We start from the raw sequence: 20,652 nt of genomic DNA, 5'->3' as shown, positions 1-20,652 counted from the left end.
TTTCGTTGTAGAATTACGGCCCCGTCGCAGTTCATGTATCCATGATTGACCGAACGTGAATATCCCGCTGGGGGAAGGGGATCTCGATGCCTGCCTCATGCAGGTCCCGAGTAATGGCGGCGTTGATCTCATGGGACAGGGGCATAATGTCCAGGGGATCTTTCACAAACACCCGCAGCTCGAAATCAATACCGCTATCTCCCAGGCCCACGCAGAACACTGCCGGTGCCGGGTCATCCACGACCCGTTCGTTGGTCTGTGCCACCTCCGTAAGCAGTTCCTGAACCTGGTCCACATCGGAGCCGTAGGCAACGGTGACTTCCAGTATGACGCGCGTGATGGAGTCGGACAGTGTCCAGTTGGTCAGATCCTGGGTCACGAAGGTCTTGTTGGGAATGATCTGCTCCTTGCGGTCCCAGTCAACCAGGGTGGTTGCACGAATGCGGATACGTGTGACCGTGCCCGTAATGCCGTCAATGGTAACCGTGTCTCCGACGCGGATGGGGCGTTCGAACAGCAGGATGATGCCGGACACAAAGTTGGCGACGATCTCCTGCAGGCCAAAGCCCAGACCCACCCCGAGTGCTGCCACCAACCACTGCAGCTTCGACCACTGGACGCCGATCACCCCAAGGAAAACCACCACACCGATTAACACCAGGGCATAGGTGGTGAGGGTGGTAATGGCATAGCTGGTACCGGGCTCAAGCTTCATCCGGCTCAGCATCATGACTTCCAGGGTGCCGGGCAGGTTTCTGACGGCGAGCACTGTACCCACGCCAACGAATAGCGCCAGCAGCAGGTCACCCAGGGTAATGGGTAGCGGATCGCCGCCTTCCAGGTCGGTGGCGATGGTCCAGAGCGTGATGTTGTCGAACAGCTGCAGGGCCGGAATCAGGCTGGCCCAGAGCAGCCAGAGGCCGGTAATGACGAGCACCGAAATCAGGATGCGCAGGAGCGCGGTACTCTGCTGACTGATATCCCTGAGGTCCATTTCCGGCATATCCAGTGCTTGCGGTACCCCTTCACCTGAGGGTTCGGCGCTTTCCCTGGTTACGGCGAGCTGGCGTTGAGCCTCACGGTGCTCCCGCAACCGCTCCAGCGTCAGGCGACGCTCGCGGACCGAAAGCGCCCGTAGCCCGATGTAGAACAGCATGATGTTGAATGCCAGCCAGCAGATGCTGATGAACAGGTTGCGCTCCAGTACCAGGGCGGTGTAGTGATAGCCGAGCAGCGATGCCACCAACAGTACCAGGGGCGTGGCCACTGCCAGTACATGCAGGAACAACAGGCGTTTGCTCTGCGGCCGGTCGGCCCGGATCGCACTCAGGATACGATGCGCGAAGGTCGACAGCGCTATGGATGCGGCGGTGAAGAGCAAGCGCCCGAGGCTGTCCACGAATTCGGATCCGGCGGGTGTTGCGGTGGTCGGCATGATCACGGTGATCGGGATGATAACCGCCAGAAGAAACGGCAGTTCCCGGCGAAGGGCGCGCAGTGAGTCGCTATGCCAGTAAAAATGCGCGTCTCCCAATCCGCCCTGGCGGGCCACATTATGAAAAAATGCCAGCAGGAGGACGATTAATGCTGCAGTGCCCAGTCCCCTGGACAGACCCGAGAAAAAGTCGTTGCCCTCCATGAGTAAAAGCGCCCCGACAGCGAATACCAGCACGCCGGGGAGGGCCAACAAGATGCTGTTGGCGAATGCATAAACCGTAAACTTGATGCGATCGTGGCCAACGTTCCCAACATACTGGCCGTTGGCCCTGAGGTTGCGTTTGATGGCCCCGCGCTTGATGAGCAGCAGTGCCAGAAGGGCGATGAGAAGGGTTATGGGCCCGCCACGCTCCTGAATCGATTCGCGTATTGCGTCGTTGAACGGTTCAAGACGCAACTGCTCGGCAAACCAGGCGGCAGCCCCAAACAGCTCTGTCAGGGTTTCGGCTCCTACAGCTGGCGCACTGGGCAGCCAGAAGAGTCGCTGCTGCAGCAGAACCTTATAGGCCTCCACTTGTTCCTGCAGCGCCGATACCGTCCTGTAATAATCGTTCAGCGCCCGAATGTGTTCCGTGACCGCCTTGTGCAGCTGGCGGATGATGCTGGCCCTCTGGCTCCTCAGCTGGCTGCGGGCATCATCGCCGGGATCGATAACGGCTTCAAACTCTTCCAGTCGAAGCTGCTCCTCGCGCGCTGTAGACAACTGGTTTTCAATGTCGTCAATCAGGTCCTCCGCAATGCCTTGCCGCTGAAGCCGCTCAAGCCGTTGCTCAAGGAGGCTCGCGTAATCACCGGTGAGGTTGAGGCCGGCTTTTTCCAGGCGAAGCTCAAAGCTGTTGTATTCGTCCTGAAGTCGATTGAGAAGTGATTCCGCGTAGCTGAGGCGGGTGCGTGTGGATTCAACCGCAATCAGGCGTTGGTCCAGGGAGCTTCTCAGGGCCTGAATCTGCTGGCGGATATCCGCCGTTTCGCTGTCAGGAAGCTGGATTTGCTCTGGTTTTCTGGTGCTGGCCTCCAGTTCGGGCTGGACAGCAGGCTTTGCTTCTTCGGGCTTTTCTTTTTCCTCTTCGGTGGCAGTCTCGACGCCTTCCCCGTTCGTTTCTTCACCCGTTTTTTGGTTATCTGGTTCGGCGTGTGCCGGCATGGGGGCAAAGCAAAAGGCAACCGCCCATATCAGGCAGAACGACCAGACGCAGCAGCGGGTGCGTAGCCTTTGGCGGTTCATGACGTCGCGCTCCTTGCGTCGGGTGATGAAGATGATGTTTGATATAAAATCTGATCGAACAAATCACCTGAACTTCATACTAGCACCGCAGAACCTGAACGACCTATGGGAAAGGGTTGCGGCCAATGACACGGATTCGCTGGCTGGTGGACTTAACGCCAGCATGGTCAAGAGAGGTGTGTAATGAACGGCAAGTGGCTCTATATTTGTGTGCCTGCCATCCTGTTGGCAATGGGGTGGGGTTCTACGGTTGCGGACGAGGATACGGCGTCAGCCGGGAAGAGCGGCGAAGAGGAAGAAAAAGAAAAGAAAGACGCAGCCCCGGAGTTTCCCAGTGCGCTCCGGCTTGATCCGGAAAAGATGCCCGAACCGGTTAGAAAGAGTGTACTGCAGCGAATCGACGAACACGAGAGGCTTGAGGAGCTGCTGAGGAACCAACCACTGGAGATTCAGCGGGAGGAGGGGACCGGGGATTAGACCCCGGTCCCAGATGGCTTTATTCGCGGCCGTAGATGGACATCTGCGTATCGTTGATTCTGAGGTTTTCGATCCCAACAGATCCGATGCTTGCAACGCTGTCAACACCGCTGCCAACGTTGACCTCGGGCATCCAGATACTTGCGGTAAAGTCAGTAAGATCTACCCGCAGCGTTTCCGAAGGTTCCGCGTTTCCGGAGATCGCGGGACCTGCGCCAATCTCAGCCCGAATAGTTACACCTGAAATCGCTTCGCTGGACATGTCGGTCGTGGGGTCCTGAAGCGAAGCCAGACGATCCTCACCGGAAATGCGAACACCCGGAAGCGAGACCGCGGCGACATCGAAATCCGCGTCCAACTCACCTGAGAATATGGTCCTGAGCCGGATTGAGCCGCTGTCAGGATTGCCGCCAGCGATCTGATTATTAACGCGGGCGGTGAGATCCAGCTGAGAGAACCAGAAATCGGCGCTGATATTCGAGATCAGGGTGGCGGAGTTCGATCCGTCACTGGACTGAAGCTCCAGTGCGCCTCCATCGGTGGCATCGGGAGAGCCGATATCAAGTCCCTGCTCGACAGTGCCCAAAGTGCCGCCGCCGTTGCCAGTTCCTTGAGGGCGCACATTGATGAAGGCGTCACCGTCTTCCAGGTCAGTGGGCATGGCTCCCTGAGGATTGGAAATTGAGCCGCTGCTGTCTACAAGATCAACGTTGATGTCGACGTCCAGCGTTTCACCGGGATCGTGGCCACCGATCCGAACGTTGTTCATGAGCATGGAGCCAGTGTCGGAACCCTGGCTGTACTCAACGCTGTCGATCGTGGCTTCCGTGGACAGTTCGATGGTCACGCCGGCCTGGCCGGTAACGCCACTCATCTGCGTGTCGTTCATGGGTTGAAGTTCGGCAACGCCTGCAAGGGGCATTGCCGCAATGGATACAGCGATCAGGCTTTTCTTCATTGTGTACATCACAATTTCTCCTCTTTGCTTCTGGAATGGGCAGCCACTCGTGGTGGCTACCCCGGTTGCTCCCGTTTATTCGTTGTTCTGGGGAGTCAGTTCGAGCTCAATGGGGTTGTCGGGACCGGACATGAACTTGTTCAGTACCCGGGTCAACAGCCCACAGTTTTCGAGTTCAGGCAGGTCATACACGCCTTCCACGACGCCACCATCCAGCGGCTGGAAGCTGTCGCCCTGGTTTTTCAGCGTGATTTCGGCCGGCTCCCTGGTCTGGCACTCGGTGCCGCCACCGATCTTCAGCTCATGGCCCCAGATCACCACGTTGGCTTCCGGAACCTTGATGTTGAGCTTGGAATTGGTGGTGAGTTGGCCGTTCTCGAGCGTGCCGGTGGTTTCACCAACCGGCTCGAATTCGATATCCGCGCGACCCTTGATGGTGCTGAAGAGCTTGATGATTTCGAATTCGGTGGTTGTGGGATCGAGGGACAGGTCCGCTGTGACATCACCACTGCCGAGGTCAACGGTGCTCAGGATTTCACCGGTGAGCTCAACCAGAGCGTCGGAGGCGGAAACGATGGTGTCGCCGACCAGGTCGTAGTCCACCTCAACGCCGTCATCGGATTCGACGACGGAGGCCGAAAGCGGTACTTCCTGATCCTCATCGCTATTGGTGATGGTCAGTGTTCCCGAGTAGTCTCCGACACCAGCCGCCGGATCAAACTGCACGCTGACGCTGCAGCTGCTGTCCGTCTCGAGGCTTGAGCAATCGTTGGTCTGGCTGAATGCATTGTCGCCGGAGACCTGTACGCCACTGATATTCAGGCTGGCGCCACCCCTATTACCAACCTCGAGCTCTCGGGTTACAACACCCTCGGCTTCGTCAATGTTGATATTGCCGAAATCGATGCTTTCCGGATCCAGGGTGATCTCGGGCTGCGGTTCCGGAATGGGCGTGCCGCTGAGTGGAACCTCGACCGTCGCGTTCTCTTCATCGGTGGATTCGATGACGAGGGTTGCGGTCTGATCCCGGTCAAGGGTCGGATCCGGGGTGTAGGTTACATCGACGCCACAGGACTCGCCGCCGGCAACGCTGGAGCAATCATTGGTCTGGTTGAAGGCGTCCGCGTCATTGCCCTGGATGGTTACGTTGTTGATGCCGAGGTCAAGGTCCCCGGTGTTGCTGACGGCAACGGACTGGGTCCGGTCGCTCTGGGAATCGCCGGGCGCGGTTTCGCCATAGGCAAGTTCCTGCGGCTCAACGTCGATGCTGGCGGGATCCTCGACCGGGCCGCCGTCATCCTCTACCACAAAGGTATGGAGGAGGGTGTCGGAATCGGCGTTAAGGGTACAGTCAGCGGTGAATTCGCCCACCGGGTCGCCAACAAGGTCGCCGTTTCCGTCACGAACCTGTTGTTCGAGGACCAGACCCCCAACATTGATCTCTCCCTCACCGGGCTCGTTGAAAGTCTGGGACTCAACGGTGCCGGACGCGTCGACCGTGAAGGAACCGCTTTCCTCGGGGATGGGCTGCTGCGGAATGTCGAGAACCGCGGACAGCTGACGGTCATCCTCATTGGTCAGGGAAATGGTGTTGCTGGCAGTGGCGGTCCCCTCAAGTGTGCGTCCGCCAGCCAGGGACAGGCCCTGACGTGCGTTGTTGGGGATGGAGGTGACGACGTCGATCGGGATCTCGCCGGTGGCTTCTCCAATCTCCAGGGTTGCCGGAAGGTTCGTGCTGACCTCAGAAGTAAGGACCGTGTCGCCAATCAGCGGCAGCGGGCAGGTATGCTCGACGGTCACGGACACCTCTTCCGCATTGGCACTCGTGGCGCCGGCGGCGAGCACAGCCGCAACAGCGGTCGACAGGACCAGCCTCTGCTTCTGTTGCGAGGGTTTATTTTTGATGGAACTCATGAATTTTGTCCTCATACTTTTTGTCATGAATAAAACGTTACGGTGTTGCGTTCGTCCCAACTTCGGCGCATCCATAGGACGAGATTGCACGACCAGACACCGGGCATTTCATTGCCCGAGCCTGTCACTTAACAATCTCTTCACTTCGGCGTTGGCGTATTGCCCGAAAAGGCAAAGGGTTTGTTAAAAGCGGTTAAAAGTTGAACTGTTTTCCTGTTTCGTGATGCGCTTCAAGTTCTAAGCGGCGGCTCAGAAAGGGCAGGCGGGATGGGTAGCGCGTGGCTGGAGGTAATGTTCCGGGAGGGGGCGACCGGAGAAAACCGGTCCGCACGATTACTGCTCGCCGCGACGGGTCTCTCCGGGGGTGCGGCCCGTCCAGGCACGGTAGGCGCGTGTAAAGCTGGCCTGGTCGCTGAATCCGAGTTTCTGAGCGATCAGGCTGAGGGGAAGGCGGGTATCGGAGATATAGCGTTCCGCATAGATCCTGCGAATCTCGTTGCGCAGCTCACGGAAGGAGCAGTCTTCGGCCCGCAGGTGTCGGCGGAGCGAGCGGGGCGTCATGCCGAGCTGATCGGCGATCTTCTCCAGCGTGCAGTCACTGCCCGGATTGCGGAAGATCTGTTCCCGCACCTGCCGCCTGGTATTGTCCATGTCCTCATCGGCTTCCATCTGCCGTCGGGAGTGAAGTCTGGCGATGAAGGAGGGCAGGTCGGTGCGTAAGTCGCGGACCATGCTCTGGGTCGGTCTGATAACAGCCCGAGTTATCCCGACATTGAACGAGAGGGCCGCCTCGGGGGCGACGGCTTGCCAGTCGGAGGCACTGAGCCGGGTTCGAAAGTCAAACTCGAACGTCATTTCCCGGCAGACGTGACGGGAGAGCTCGTAAATGCTCCCCATGTAGATCCGTACCATGAAGGGCCGGATCCTGCCCAGGTCCCAGAGGTCATTGAGCTGGATGTGCAGGTCCGCGCCGTGCATTGTCAGGACCAGGTCCTGTATGGGCAGGCAGACGCGCTCGTACTCCACAATCATTTCGACAAGCCGGAAATAATCGTTCTGCCAGAGCATGGCTGCGCCAACGAGGCCGTGAGCGGCGAGGTCGAGTTCCTTACCGAACTCAAACGCCGCGGTCTCGTCCTCGACAAGGTCAGCGGCGCGTCCGATCAGCGCCAGGAGCTGGTTCATGTTCACGCCGGCGTGAGGTTGACTGAGGCCCTCCTCTGTCAGACCTGTTCCTTCGAGCAGTGCCTGGGGACCAATCCCCCGTGCCTCCATGAAACGAAGGAAATGCTGAACATACCGTGGTGGTAGGATCGGGACGTGATAAGCCTGATTGTCCTGTCCTGATTGAGCTGGAACATCCATGATTGACCTCTCCGGATCAGACACCTGGGATCAATGTATAGGGGGTATCAATCCGAGGGCATTGGCCGTAGAACTGTTAATAAATGTCAAATTTACGAATCAGGAACACCGGTTTCAGTGAGGGAGCGGCATCAGGTGCCGCAGAACGTACGCTGGACTTTCTCGTTCTTCGAGGGCGGCTGGGTGTGAGGCGTGCCATCCAGTGCCGTGGCGAATGGATCCCTGAGCTGATCCAGCAGCTCATGGAAAAGTGAGTGGTTTCCGCCCTCCATCTGCTGGATAACCCGTTCCACCAGATGGTTTCGCGGGATAATGGCGGGATTGGTTCTCAGCATCCGGTCGCTGCGTTTACCAGGGGAGTCCGATTCCTGTTCAAGACGCGCAAGCCAGCGCGGGTGCCAGCTGTTCCAGTCCTCCTGGGTACGGAGCATGGTGGTGATCCGTGTGTCATTATCGGGATGGGCGGCCAGGTGGGAGAGTTCCCTGAAGAAACGGGTGAAGTCGAGCTCGTTGGCCGCCATCAGTGCAAGGAGGTCCTGGATCAACTCCCGGTCTGATTCCGCCGGCGACTCCAGCCCAATTTTTGCCCCCATGAGCCTCAGCCACTCAGCTTCGTAGTGACTGCTGAATTCCGCGAGCACCTCCTTGGCTTTCTCCACCGCCCGCGGCTTATCCTCATCAATCAGGGGCAGCAACGATTCAGCAAAGCGGGCAAGGTTCCAGTAAGTGATGTCGGGCTGGTTCCCATAGGCATAACGGCCCATCATGTCGATGGAGCTGAACACCGTATCGGGGTGATAGGTATCCATGAAGGCGCAGGGGCCATAGTCCAGTGTCTCTCCGGATATGGCCACGTTATCCGTGTTCATGACGCCATGGATAAAGCCAATACTCATCCACTGGGCAATCAACTCCGCCTGCTTGTGCACCACAGCTCGGAGCAGTTCGAGGTAGGGCGTGTCCGTGAACATGACCGCCGGGTAGTGACGGGAAATGGCATAATCCGCCAGTTGCTGGACGCTGTCCGTTTTCTGGCGGACCGCGAAGAACTGGAAGGTGCCGACCCGGATATGGCTGGCGGCGACCCGCGTGAGGATGGCCCCCGGTTCAGGCCGGTTCCTGAGCACGCTTTCGCCGGTTCCAACGGCTGCCAGGGCCCGCGAGGTGGGTACGCCCAGGGCGTGCATGGCTTCACTGAGCAGGTATTCACGCACCACCGGCCCCAGGGGCGCGCGCCCGTCCCCGCCGCGGGAGAACGGTGTCCGGCCGGCCCCCTTGAGCTGGATGTCACGGCGTTTGTGGTCCTGATCGATCACTTCGCCAAGCAGGATGGCGCGCCCATCCCCGAGCTGGGGAACAAAGTTTCCGAACTGGTGTCCCGCATAGGCCAGGGCAATGGGCTCCGCGCCTTCAGGGACCCGGTTTCCCGAAAACACAGCGGCAAGCTCCGCCTCGTCGGCGTCTGAGGTGTCTATTCCGAGCTCTTCGGCCAGGGGCACGTTGAAATGGATCAGTTCCGGAGTGCTAACCGGCGTTGGACGGCTGTGTTCGAAGAAGTCATCCGGAAGTCGCGCATAGCTGTTATCGAACGGAAAGGGGGGCAGTGGCATGCATTCCTCAAAATCATTATTCAGGGGTCTATTCTAACGGAGGCTGGTACGCACTGCATTTCGGTGTGGATCTGCTTGACAGGGACCGGGCGCGATCCTGATAATTCGCTCCCGTTCGCGGAGGCTCTGCCGGTTATTGCTTGGTGCAGAAACGGCTTTGGTGTAGAATCCGCCTTCGATGAAAGGGCCAGTTACGGCGTGTGGCGCAGTTTGGTAGCGCACTTCCTTCGGGAGGAAGGGGTCGCAGGTTCGAATCCTGCCACGCCGACCATCTTTCCTGGCTCAAGGCCATCACCGGCCATGGGCACTGTCACCGATCCAGTCCGCAGGCATAACGGTTGCAGTAGCGCCGGTCCGCCCATCGCGTATAGAACACCCCGATAACCCGCCTGATACCCGGCCATAGAAGTGGCCTCAACAGCCAGCCGATCCTCGTATGGCTCCAGGCCCTGACGTTGGCCTCAAGCCCGATTTCAAAATCCCCTGATTCGCGCAACAGGTGCAGTCGCCTGAGCAGTTGCTCTTGTGTGACCCCGGGCCAGACATGGGGGTCAACCAGTTCATGGATGTCCTGAAGCACCAGTCCGTTATCGGCGGCCTTCCGCAGGTAACCCATCTCCCGGTTGCACAATGGGCATTGTCCGTCATAGAAAAGCGTATCCATGATTGCCGCCTCGTGGTTTGCCTGTAGTCATGGATACGTGGCAACCCGGGCGCCGGACCAGCGCCTTCTGGACTAGTTGTCCGTTGTACGCAGGGTGAGCGTGCCGGAGCTCTGGGAGAAGTCCAGTTGCCCCAGGGCACTCATGCCCAGCAGTACAATGTCCATATCCGTGGCCGGGTTGATGGTGGCGGAGACGTTGCGGAGTGTGATGTCTCCAAGCCTTAGCGTATCGATGGTCGTGCCCCATACGTTTACCGTTCCGGCGGCCGTCTGGGATCGGGCCTGGTATTCCTTTTTCAGCCCAGCCTCGTTGGCAATGGATTCGGGCACCGATACGCTGGTGGCACCGGTATCCAGGAAGAAGGTAACGGCTTCGTTGTTGATCCTGCCGTTGGCCACATAATGGCCCTGTCGATTGGCCTCAAGTTTGATCTCAATCACACCGTTGCTGTTCTGGCTCACCAGTTCCTGATTGGGGTTCTGCTGGTGGGACTGCCAGGACCCGAAGAAGAGCGATGCCACGCCGAGCAGCGCGACCCAGAAGAGCACGAAGAAAAGGAAGTAGCGGGTTTCAGGGTTCTTGGCGATCATCGGTGTCCTGTGTTCGGAATCTGCTTGCGTTCGACTGGCGTACCATTCTACGTTTGATCTCCCTGTGCCTAGGGCACCGTTGAACCCCTGTTTCGGAGTTGCATCCGCCATCTATGTCCAATGACGTGATCCGCGTGCGTGGCGCGCGCCAGAACAACCTCAAGAACCTGGATGTGGAGCTGCCCCTGGGGGAGCTTACCGTCATCACCGGCCCCAGTGGTTCCGGCAAGTCCTCCCTGGCTTTCGATACCGTCTACGCCGAAGGCCAGCGCCGCTACGTGGAAACCTTCTCCCCCTACGCACGGCAGTTCCTGGACCGCATGGACAAGCCCGCTGTGGACGCCATCGAGGGCATTCCCCCGGCCATTGCCATCGACCAGACCAACCCGGTGCGCAATTCCCGCTCCACCGTCGGCACCATGACGGAGCTGAACGACCACCTGAAGCTGCTATTCGCCCGTGCTGCCCGGCTGTTCTGCCAGGGGTGTGGTGAGGAGGTGCGCCGTGACAGTGAAGATAGCATCGTTGACAACCTGCTGTCCCGGGGCGAAGGCGCAAGGGCACTGATCACCTTTGATATCCCCTTGGCCGGGGACGTGGCCGCCGAGAAGGTGCAGGCTGAACTTGAGCGCCAGGGATACACCCGCGTGGAACAGGTGGATGACAGCACCCTGAGGGTGACGCAGGACCGGGTCCGCCTGGAGGAGAAGCGCCGGGACCGCATTACGGAAGCCGTGGAGGGCGCGCTGCGCGCCGGTCAGGGGCGCCTGAGTGTCTTTCCGCTGGATGAGAACCGTGAGCCCACAGCGCAGTGGCGGTTCTCGAAGGGGTTGCATTGCCCGGACTGCGACCTGGATTACACCGATCCCATCCCCAACAGCTTTTCCTTCAACTCCCCCATGGGTGCCTGCGACGAGTGCCGTGGCTTTGGTCGTGTGATGGGCATTGATTACCGGCTGGTGATTCCGGATGAGCGCAAGAGTCTGGAAGAGGGCGCCATCAAGCCCTGGCAGACCGAGAGCTACGAGGAATGCCAGCAGGATCTGATCCGTCATGCCCGGCGGAACCACGTCCCCACGGATGTTCCCTGGGAGCACATGGATGAAGGCGACCGTCGCTGGGTCATTGAGGGGGAGGCCGACTGGAGCTGGGACTCCAACCGGGGCGGCTGGTATGGCGTACAGCGATTTTTCGACTTTCTTGAGACCCGCTCCTACAAGATGCACATCCGGGTGCTGCTGTCCCGCTACCGTTCCTACGACCAGTGCCCAACCTGTCACGGCGCGCGGCTTAAGCCCGAGTCCCTGCTCTGGCGAGTTGGGAGCAAGGCCGACGCGGATGCGGTGCTGGCGCCGGAGCAGCGTTTCAAGCCCATGGGCGCGGGGTTTTCGGATGAGACACTGCAGGCGCAGCCCGGCCTGAACATTGCCGATATGATGGGCCTGTCCCTGGCGCGCAACCAGGCCCTGTTCCGGGACCTGCACCTGCCGGCCCCCCTGGACGAAGCCTCAGACCTGCTTCTGGATGCCATTCGCGCCCGTCTGGATTACCTGGTGGCCGTGGGGCTCGACTACCTGACGCTGGACCGCCAGTCCCGCACCCTCTCCGGGGGCGAAGTGCAGCGCATCAACCTCACCACGGCTCTCGGCACCTCCCTGGTGAACACCCTGTTCGTGCTGGATGAGCCCAGTATCGGTCTGCACCCGAGGGACATGGACCGGATCATCGGCGTGATGCACCGGTTGAGGGATGCAGGCAACTCCCTGCTCGTGGTTGAGCACGATCCGCAGGTGATGCACGCCGCCGACCGGGTCATTGATATCGGACCAGGGCCCGGAGAGCGGGGCGGCGAGATCGTCTTCCAGGGCACACCCGCCGAGCTTATGGGCAGCAGCAGCTCCCTGACCGCCGATTACCTCACCGGGCGCCGCCGCGTGGTGGAAGGGGCAGCCGCGGAGCGCGTTGTTGAAGCCCCGAAGCCCGATGAGTGGATTCATATACGGGGCGCATCCGAGCACAACCTGAAATCGATCGATGTGGATCTGCCCCTGAACCGCATGGTGGTGGTCACCGGCGTGAGTGGCTCAGGGAAGTCCACACTGATGGAGGGCGTCCTATACCGGGCCCTGGCCGAGATCAAGGGGCATCCGGGGGAAGTGCCCGGCGCTCATGAGGCCATTGAGGGCCATGAGCGCATCGATGACGCCATCCTGATCGACCAGTCCGCGATCGGCCGGACCACCCGCTCAACCCCCGCCAGCTATGTGGGCGCCTTCGACGCCATCCGCAAGGTCTTTGTGGCGCTGCCGGAGGCCAAGGAGCGCGGTTACACCCTGGGCACCTTCAGCTTCAACGCTGGCAATGGCCGCTGTCCCACCTGCGGTGGCAACGGTTTCGAGCATGTGGAAATGCAGTTCCTGAGCGACGTCTACCTGCGCTGCCCGGACTGCGACGGGCGGCGCTACCGGCCCGAGATCCTGGAAGTCACCCTGGCACCATCCATTGGGTACGACAGCGGCCCCAAGTCCATTGCCGAGATCCTGGAAATGTCGGTGAACCAGGCCGTGGATTTCTTCGCGGATTACCCGAACGTGCTTCGGGGGCTGGAACCGCTGCAGGCCGTCGGCCTTGGCTACATGGGCCTCGGGCAGCCCGTGCCCACGCTCTCCGGCGGCGAGGCCCAGCGCCTGAAGCTCGCCGGGCACCTTGCCAAGGCCAGCGGGCGCCGGGGGACCGACGAGCGGTTGCTGTTCCTGTTTGATGAGCCCACCACGGGGCTGCACATGGATGACGTGGCCACGCTGCTCAGTGCCTTTCGCCGGCTGCTGGAACAGGGGCATTCACTGGCCGTGATCGAGCACAACCTGGATGTGATGGCCGCGGCGGACTGGTTGATTGACCTGGGTCCCGAGGGCGGTGACGCGGGCGGGGAATTGATCGCGGCCGGTACACCGGATGCCGTTATGGCCGTGGAGTCGAGCCACACGGGCAGGGCGCTCAGGGATTATCGCGCGTCCCTCGATCAGGGGCCGGCAGCGCCAACTTCCGCAGAGGTTATGGCGGTGGCCGAGCAGGCTGAAACGGCCCCACGGCTGCCGGATGCCATCACCATCCACCACGCCCGGGAGCACAACCTCAAGAACGTGGATATCCGCATCCCGCGCAACAAGCTCTCGGTGATCACGGGCCTGTCCGGGTCCGGCAAGAGCACTGTGGCCTTCGACATTATCTTCAATGAGGGCCAGCGCCGTTACCTGGAGTCCCTGAACGCCTACGCACGCCAGTTTGTCCAGCCCGCCTCGCGGCCGGATGTGGACGCGGTCTTCGGCATCCCGCCCACGGTCGCCATTGAGCAGCGCACCAGCCGGGGCGGGCGCAAGAGCACCGTGGCCACCATGACCGAGGTCTACCACTTCCTGAGGCTGCTGTTCGTGAAGCTGGGCACCCAGCACTGCCCGGAATGCCAGGTTCCCATTGAAGCCCAGACGCCGGAGGCCATTCGCGCGCGCATCCTGCGCGATGCCCGCAACCGCAACGCAACCCTGCTGGCCCCCATGGTGGTGGCGCGCAAGGGCTACTACACGGACCTGGCCGAGTGGGCGGGCAAGAAGGGCTTCGAGACCCTGCGGGTGGATGGCGACTATCTGCCCACGGACAACTGGCCCCGGCTGGCCCGCCACCAGGAACACAATATTGATCTGCCGGTGGGCAGCCTGAAGGTGACGGCGGGCGCGGAAGCGGAGCTGGATGCATTGATCGAACAAGCGCTGGCGTTCGGGCAGGGCACCCTCAAACTGGTTACGTCCCGGGATGAAACCATCTTCTCCACGGAACGGGCCTGCCCGGGTTGCGGGCGAAGCTTTCCCGAGCTGGATCCCCGGCTATTCTCCTACAACTCCAAGCATGGCTGGTGCGAGGGCTGCTTTGGCACGGGCCTGGCGCTGGCGGGCTTCGATGAGGAACAGACCGGCGAGGAATCCGCCTGGCTCGACCCGGAAGAGCAGGGCGAGCTGCGTACCTGCCCCCGCTGCCGGGGCCGGCGCCTGAAGCCGGAGGCGCTGTCAGTCTATTTCCGCGACTGGAACATTGCCGACTACACGGCGCTGTCCGTGAAGGACGCGGAAAAGCGTTTCAATAAACTGGCCCTGAAAGGCCGGGAAGCCGAGATTGCCCGGGATATCCTCCCGGAGATCCGGGCCCGCCTGGACTTCCTGCAGCAGGTGGGCCTGTCCTATCTGAGCCTCGACCGTGCCGCCCCCACGCTTTCCGGCGGCGAGGCCCAGCGCATCCGCATCGCCGCCCAGCTCGGCTCCAACCTCCAGGGCGTGTGCTACATCCTGGACGAGCCGACCATCGGCCTGCATCCCCGGGACAACGAAATGCTGCTCAACACCCTGGGCCGCCTGGAAGGCAAGGGCAACACCATCCTGGTGGTGGAACATGACGAGGACACCATCCGGCGCGCCGAACACGTGATCGACCTGGGCCCGGGCGCCGGCGTCAATGGCGGCCGCGTGGTTGCCGAGGGCAGTGTCGAGGACCTGATGGCCTGCCCGGACTCCGCAACCGGCCATTCCCTGGCGCATCCGATCCTGCACCCGATGCTGGAAAACCGCCGCACGGACACGCCTGAGCAGCAACTTGAAGTCCACGGGGCCGATCTTCACAACCTGCAGACCGTGGATGTCTCCGTGCCGCTGCAGCGGCTTGTCTGCGTGACCGGCGTCTCCGGTTCGGGCAAGAGCTCCCTGGTGCGGGGCGTGCTCCACGACAACCTTCGGCGGTTGACCCGCAAGGGCAAGGGGGCCGCGCCTGCGCTGGAGGGATGCCAGGGGCTGGAGGGCTGGAATAAACTGGACCGGGTGCTGGAGGTGGATCAAACGCCTATCGGCAAGACACCCCGTTCCTGCCCCGCCACCTATGTGGGCTTCTGGGACAACATCCGCAAGCTCTTTGCCGGCACCGAGGAAGCACGGCTCCGTGGTTACGGCCCCGGCAGGTTCTCGTTCAATACCAAGGAGGGGCGCTGCCCGGGGTGTGACGGCCAGGGCGTGAAACGCATCGAGATGAACTTCCTGCCGGACGTATCCGTGCCCTGTGAGCTCTGTGCCGGGGATCGATTCACGCCGGAAACCCTGGCGGTTACCTATGGTGGCAAGCATATCGGGGAAGTGCTCAGGATGAGCGTGGACGAGGGGGTGGATTTCTTCAGCGCTCACCCGAAGATCCACCATGCCCTGGAGCTGATGCGTGCGGTGGGGCTGGGTTACCTGACCCTGGGCCAGCCCAGCCCGACGCTTTCCGGTGGCGAGGCCCAGCGGCTCAAGCTGGTGACGGAGCTTTCCAAGGCTCGACCGGATACAAGGCGCCAGCAGCAGCTGCATACCCTCTACATCCTCGACGAGCCCACGGTGGGGCTGCACATGGCCGACGTGGAGCGCCTGATCCGGGTGCTGCATCGCCTGGTGGATGCCGGCCACAGCGTCATCCTGATCGAGCATAACCTGGATGTCATTGCCGAGGCGGACTGGCTGATTGATATGGGCCCGGATGGCGGTGATGGTGGGGGCAGGGTGGTTGCCGAGGGGCCGCCTGAAACGCTGGTCAAAACACGGCGAAAGAGTGAGACCGCGCGGGTACTGAAAGGCTTCCTGGCGCAGCGCCGTCGCCCGGCTGGCTGAGCTGGACCAGGGGGCTCAGAGACGTTTTAATGCACTCTGGGCCGTCGCGGGTTCTGTTATACTCGCACCGGTTCACTCCCTGTATCAGCGCCATAGCCGCCCGCTTTCAGCCCGGCTCGACGCTCGCCAATGAGATAGGATCTATGAAGGTTGTTGATACGTTCCCCCGCACGGTCCGTGAAATCGAGAACACCTGGATCACCATGCCGGACGGCTGTCGCCTCGCCGCCCGCATCTGGCTACCGGAAGACGCCGAATCTCACCCGGTACCTGCGATCCTGGAATGCATGCCGTACCGCAAGCGCGATTTTACCCGGTTGCGGGACGAGCCCCTGCATCACTACATGGCGGGCCACGGCTATGCCGCGATCCGGCTCGATCTGCGGGGCACGGGTGATTCGGACGGGCTGAGCGAGGATGAATACGTGCAGCAGGAGCAGGATGACTGCCTGGCCGTGCTGGACTGGATCACCGAGCAGCCCTGGTGCAGCGGCGAGGTGGGGATGTTCGGCATTTCCTGGGGTGGGTTCAACTCGCTGCAGGTGGCCGCGTACCGCCCGCCGGCGCTGAAGGCCATTATCACCATGTGTTCCACGGACGACCGTTACGCAGACGATGCGCACTACATGGGTGGCTGTCTGCTCAACGAAAATCTGACCTGGGGTTCCATCTTTTTCGCGACCGCCGCGTTCCCCCCGGATCCGGCGATTTACGGCCCGGACTGGCGTGAGCAGTGGCGCTACCGGCTGGAAAATCAGGTGCTTTATCCGGCGGTCTGGATGAATCATCCGCACCGGGACGATTACTGGAAGCACGGCTCCATCTGCGAGAGCTATGACGACATTGAGTGTGCCGTCTATGCCGTCGGCGGGTGGGCTGACGGCTACCCCAACGCCATTCCGCGCATGATGGAAAACCTCAGTGCACCGCGTAAGGCCCTGATCGGGCCCTGGTCCCATGCGTTTCCACACAATGCACTGCCTGGCCCGGCCATCGGGTTTTTCCAGGAGATGCTGCGCTGGTGGGACTACTGGCTCAAGGGGATCGACAACGGCATCATGGACGAGCCGCCCATGCGCGTCTGGATGGAAGACTATGTGCCCCCGGCGCCACTGTACGAATACCGCCCCGGGCGCTGGGTGGCCGAGGAGGAATGGCCCTCACCGCGCATCCAGCCACAGCGCTGGTACCTGAATGTTCTGGCACTGAGTCGCAAGCCGGACGGCGAGGACCGCCTGCGGCTGAGTTCGCCGGAAACGACGGGGCTGGCGGGCGGCGACTGGTATGGTTTCGGCGCCGAAGGTGAGATGGCCATCGACCAGCGCGAGGATGATGGCAAGTCACTCTCCTTCGACACGGATCCCGTCGAAGAGGACTTTGAGATTCTGGGGGCGCCTGTGGCGGAACTGGAGCTGGAGGTGGACCAGCCGGTTGCCTATGTGATCGTGCGCCTGAACGATGTATCCCCGGATGGTGCCTCGTCCCGCGTGAGTTACGGCATGCTCAATCTCTGCCAGCGAAACAGCCGCGAGGAGCCCGAGCCCCTGGAACCGGGGCGTCGTTATCGGGTCCGGGTACAGCTCAATGACGTGGCCTATCGGTTTGCTGCCGGCCACACAGTGCGCCTGGCCGTGTCCACCAGCTACTGGCCCGTAATCTGGCCGGCGCCCCGGCCCGTGCACCTCAAGCTCTACACGGGCGTGAGCACACTGGATCTGCCCGTGCGGCCCGAACGCGCGGCGGATGCGGACCTGCGTCCCTTCGAGCCACCCGAACGCGGTCCGCAGGCCGATCCGGAACACCTGTATCCGGGGGAGTTAAAGCGCACGGTGGAGCGGGATCTGACCAATAACGAAACCGTTTACCGCGTCTACAACGAAGGCGGGGATTTCGGCGGCGCGTCCCTGGCCTATATCGAGGACATTGATCTTACCGTGGGCTATTCCGTGGGCAGGTACTACCGCATTCATGAATACGATGCGAGCAATGCCGAGGCACGGATTGATCAGACCTGCGTGCTGGAGCGCGGGGACTGGTCCACGAAGATTGAGTGCGTCACCGTGCTGAGCGCTGACGCGGATCATTTCCGGCTGCGGGCGACGCTTCTCGCCCATGAAGGCGACGAGCTGTTTCTCTCACGCGAGTGGGATGAGTCCATTCCGCGGCGGTTGATCTGATTCAGGGTCGGTTCAGCCCGCTGCGCTCAATGGCCGTCTCGAGGATCATGCGCAGCATGTCCGCATAGCTGTAGCCCGCCCAGCCGGCCATCATCGCCATCTTGCCGTCCCAGTACCAGGTGGGGTTGGTGTTGGCGTCGATCATCCGGGGTACGCCATCGGCGCCGCAGCGAAAGTCGATACGCGAATAATCCCGAAAACCCAGGCGCTTGAACAGCTTGGCACAGGCATCCACCATCTGCCCCTTGGTGACGTCATCAAGCTCCGCCTGCCGGAAACTGAGCTTGTCCCAGTAGGGTGAATCCGGGTCCGCCTTGGAGCTGTGGGTCAGGATTGGCGGCAGATTCGAGTCCAGTCTGCTGTAGTCGATGACCAGCGGCGGTAATACGGTAAAGCCGCTGGCGGGATTCCCGACCATGCCGATGGTGTATTCATCACCGGTCAGAAAATCCTGACAGATGGCTTCGGGTGGGTACAGGTTCTGTTCGGCCAGCCACTGCAGATAGGCCTGCGCTTCCATCGCGTCATGCACCACACAGTTTTCCGTAATGCCGAAACTGCCGCCTCCGCCATTGGGTTTGATCAGTGACGGGTAGGACGTGGGCAGCGTAAGCGGATCCGCCGTCAGATCCACGAAGGTTTCATTGGGGACGGCGATGTCCAGACTCGCCGCCAGCGCACGCACAATGGATTTGTCCGTACCGAGACTGATCCCCATGGGATCGGCACCGGTGTAGGGAATCCCCAGCATTTCAATGAAGGCAGGGATGTTGCGCTCCAGGTCCCAGTCGTTCCGGAAGCCGGTGTCGCAGAGGTTGAGCACCAGATCCGGCCTGTCGCGGCGGAGATCGTCAATCAGCCGCTCATGGTCATCGTAATAGGTGAACCGGTAGCCTTCGAGCTGGCTCAGTGATGTCTGCAGTTGACGCACTGCTTCGATTTCCTCGTGGCCGAATCGGTTATCCACGGCGTACGGATAGGGAAGACGGGGATCGCCGAGCAGCACGCCGACCTCGAGAGTACTGTTTGTTTGGGTCATTTCGGCCTCCATGAGCCTTTTGCCCCAGCCTATCAAAACGCTTGCACAAGGTCGCGCTTTCGCCGATGCTGGTCTGTATACAAAGCGGTCAAAGGTTAGAAGGATATGACGTCCGCCCCCCGGCCCGGCGCTACTGGGAAACAGGTTTATGTGCTGGGCATGAATGAGTTCAACCGGGTCAAGCTGGAGGCGTTGCCCGGAGCTGACGGCTACTGCTTCCACGGTCTTCTCACGCCCGAGGAGATCCTCTACGCCGACGATTTCCCCATTGAATCCATGCTCAGCCGCGCCGAGGCACAGCTCCGCGAGGCCGATCCCCCGGCGGATGCGGTTGTGGGCTACATGGATTTCCCCGTCAGCACGATTCTGCCCATCCTGACCGGTCGCCTTGGCCTGCCCGGGCTTGATCTGCTCGCGATGCTCAAGTGCGAACACAAATACTGGAGCCGACTGGAACAGCAGGCGGTGGTGCCCGATGCGATCCCGGCGTTCCAGCTTGTCGATCCTTTCCTTGAGTCCCCGGAGAGCCAGCTCGAACTCGACTATCCGTTCTGGTTGAAGCCGGTGAAGTCGGCCGGTTCCTATCTTGGCTTCCGCATTGACGACGAGGCCTCGTTTCATCGGGCCATCGCCGAGGTTCGCGAGCACATCCACCGCATTGCCGAGCCCTTTGACAGGATCCTTGAGTACGTTGAACTGCCGGACGACATCGCGGCCGTGGGCGGGCATTACTGTCTCGCCGAATCGCTGCTCACCGGCGAGATGTGCACGCTGGAAGGCTATGTGTTCAACGGCGAGGTCCATGTGCACGGCGTGGTTGACTCGGTGCGTGAAGCCAACGCCTCGTCCTTCGCCCGCTATCAGTATCCTTCCCAGATGCCGACCTCGGTAACGGATCGGATGGAGGAGGTGGCCCGGAGGACACTGCAGCGCATCGGCTTCAATGGCTCCGCCTTCAATATTGAGTTCTTCTGGGAGCGCGGCACCGACACCATCAGCCTGCTGGAGATCAACACCCGCATCGCTCAGCACCACAGTGATCTGTTCGACAAGGTCCACGGTGTCTCCAACCACCAGGTGGCGGTGGAGCTGGCTCTGGGCCGCGATCCCAGGTTTCCGGAAGCGAAGGGGAGGTTCAACTGTGCCGCTGCATTCTGGCTGCGCACCCATGAAGACGCGTGGGTGGCGGATGTGCCTTCCGAGGATACCCTGACGGCTGTTGCCCGGGAGTGGCCCGGCACCTATGTGGAACTGGAAGCGCATCCAGGTATGTGGCTCTCCGAGCTCCATGACCAGGACAGTTACAGCTATGTCCTCGCGCTGATCTATGTGGGCGCTGGCAGTCACGAACAACTGATGACTACGTACGACGCCGTTGTCGAGCGGCTCGATTTCGACCTGAGAGACAGCCCTGAGAGTCTCTCATGACGGCACTGTGTTTCGAGGAGCTCTGA

General features: G+C 61.2%; 12 protein-coding genes and 1 tRNA gene. 5 read left to right on the top strand and 8 right to left on the bottom strand.

What is annotated here, in order from left to right; translation table 11 throughout:
• Nucleotides 1-31: 31 nt before the first annotated feature.
• Entirely contained in the window at nucleotides 32-2,722 is a 2,691-nt protein-coding gene (locus DES49_RS07865) for a mechanosensitive ion channel domain-containing protein (RefSeq protein WP_243864958.1), read from the bottom strand.
• Nucleotides 2,723-2,905: 183 nt separating this feature from the next.
• On the opposite strand from DES49_RS07865, the gene DES49_RS07860 reads away from it, so the two are divergent.
• Nucleotides 2,906-3,199 carry a hypothetical protein gene (locus DES49_RS07860; RefSeq protein WP_133735861.1) on the top strand — a complete coding sequence of 98 codons (294 nt, stop codon included), beginning with the start codon at nucleotides 2,906-2,908 and terminating at the stop codon, nucleotides 3,197-3,199.
• 19 nt (nucleotides 3,200-3,218) lie between these two features.
• Here DES49_RS07860 and DES49_RS07855 read toward each other — a convergent pair whose 3' ends face one another.
• The 4 genes from DES49_RS07855 to DES49_RS07840 all read right to left on the bottom strand — a co-directional run bounded on the left by DES49_RS07855 (nucleotide 3,219) and on the right by DES49_RS07840 (nucleotide 9,046).
• Nucleotides 3,219-4,166 (bottom strand): DUF6160 family protein, encoded by a 948-nt coding sequence (locus DES49_RS07855; RefSeq protein WP_133735860.1) that lies wholly within the window; start codon nucleotides 4,164-4,166, stop codon nucleotides 3,219-3,221.
• 66 nt (nucleotides 4,167-4,232) lie between these two features.
• Entirely contained in the window at nucleotides 4,233-6,071 is a 1,839-nt protein-coding gene (locus DES49_RS07850; RefSeq protein ID WP_166646034.1) for a choice-of-anchor D domain-containing protein, read from the bottom strand.
• Nucleotides 6,072-6,404: 333 nt separating this feature from the next.
• Complete coding sequence (locus DES49_RS07845; protein ID WP_133735858.1) at nucleotides 6,405-7,436, bottom strand: AraC family transcriptional regulator; 1,032 nt, start codon at nucleotides 7,434-7,436, stop codon at nucleotides 6,405-6,407.
• A gap of 131 nt (nucleotides 7,437-7,567) precedes the next feature.
• Nucleotides 7,568-9,046, bottom strand: a complete 1,479-nt coding sequence (locus DES49_RS07840) for a protein adenylyltransferase SelO (protein ID WP_133735857.1) — start codon at nucleotides 9,044-9,046, stop codon at nucleotides 7,568-7,570.
• Nucleotides 9,047-9,240: 194 nt separating this feature from the next.
• Here DES49_RS07840 and DES49_RS07835 point away from each other — a divergent pair.
• Nucleotides 9,241-9,317, top strand: a tRNA-Pro gene (locus DES49_RS07835).
• 39 nt (nucleotides 9,318-9,356) lie between these two features.
• Here the strand turns inward: DES49_RS07835 and DES49_RS07830 are convergent.
• Together DES49_RS07830 and DES49_RS07825 are read right to left on the bottom strand one after the other, a co-directional pair.
• On the bottom strand, nucleotides 9,357-9,710 hold the full coding sequence (locus DES49_RS07830; RefSeq protein ID WP_133735856.1) for a thiol-disulfide oxidoreductase DCC family protein: 354 nt from the start codon (nucleotides 9,708-9,710) through the stop codon (nucleotides 9,357-9,359).
• Between the two features lie 72 nt (nucleotides 9,711-9,782).
• The gene (locus DES49_RS07825; RefSeq protein ID WP_133735855.1) at nucleotides 9,783-10,301 is read right to left on the bottom strand and encodes a retropepsin-like aspartic protease family protein; all 519 of its coding nucleotides are present in this window, start codon (nucleotides 10,299-10,301) and stop codon (nucleotides 9,783-9,785) included.
• 113 nt (nucleotides 10,302-10,414) lie between these two features.
• Here DES49_RS07825 and uvrA point away from each other — a divergent pair, with 113 nt between their 5' ends.
• Both uvrA and DES49_RS07815 read left to right on the top strand, forming a co-directional pair.
• Nucleotides 10,415-15,982, top strand: a complete 5,568-nt coding sequence (gene uvrA / locus DES49_RS07820) for an excinuclease ABC subunit UvrA (protein WP_133735854.1) — start codon at nucleotides 10,415-10,417, stop codon at nucleotides 15,980-15,982.
• A gap of 143 nt (nucleotides 15,983-16,125) precedes the next feature.
• Nucleotides 16,126-18,159, top strand: a complete 2,034-nt coding sequence (locus DES49_RS07815; RefSeq protein ID WP_133735853.1) for a CocE/NonD family hydrolase — start codon at nucleotides 16,126-16,128, stop codon at nucleotides 18,157-18,159.
• A 1-nt stretch (nucleotide 18,160) separates the two neighbouring features.
• On the opposite strand, the gene DES49_RS07810 is transcribed toward DES49_RS07815, so the two are convergent.
• Nucleotides 18,161-19,198: a D-alanine--D-alanine ligase family protein gene (locus tag DES49_RS07810; RefSeq protein WP_243864956.1), complete on the bottom strand. Its 1,038-nt coding sequence runs from the start codon at nucleotides 19,196-19,198 to the stop codon at nucleotides 18,161-18,163.
• A 105-nt stretch (nucleotides 19,199-19,303) separates the two neighbouring features.
• Between DES49_RS07810 and DES49_RS07805 the strand changes: the two genes are divergently transcribed.
• A complete protein-coding gene (locus tag DES49_RS07805) occupies nucleotides 19,304-20,626 on the top strand; it encodes an ATP-grasp domain-containing protein (RefSeq protein ID WP_133735851.1) in 1,323 nt (440 codons plus the stop codon).
• Nucleotides 20,627-20,652: the final 26 nt, after the last annotated feature.

This window comes from Halospina denitrificans, assembly GCF_004364635.1.
Lineage (GTDB): Bacteria > Pseudomonadota > Gammaproteobacteria > Pseudomonadales > Oleiphilaceae > Halospina > Halospina denitrificans.
This window is presented reverse-complemented; position numbering and strand designations above follow the sequence as displayed.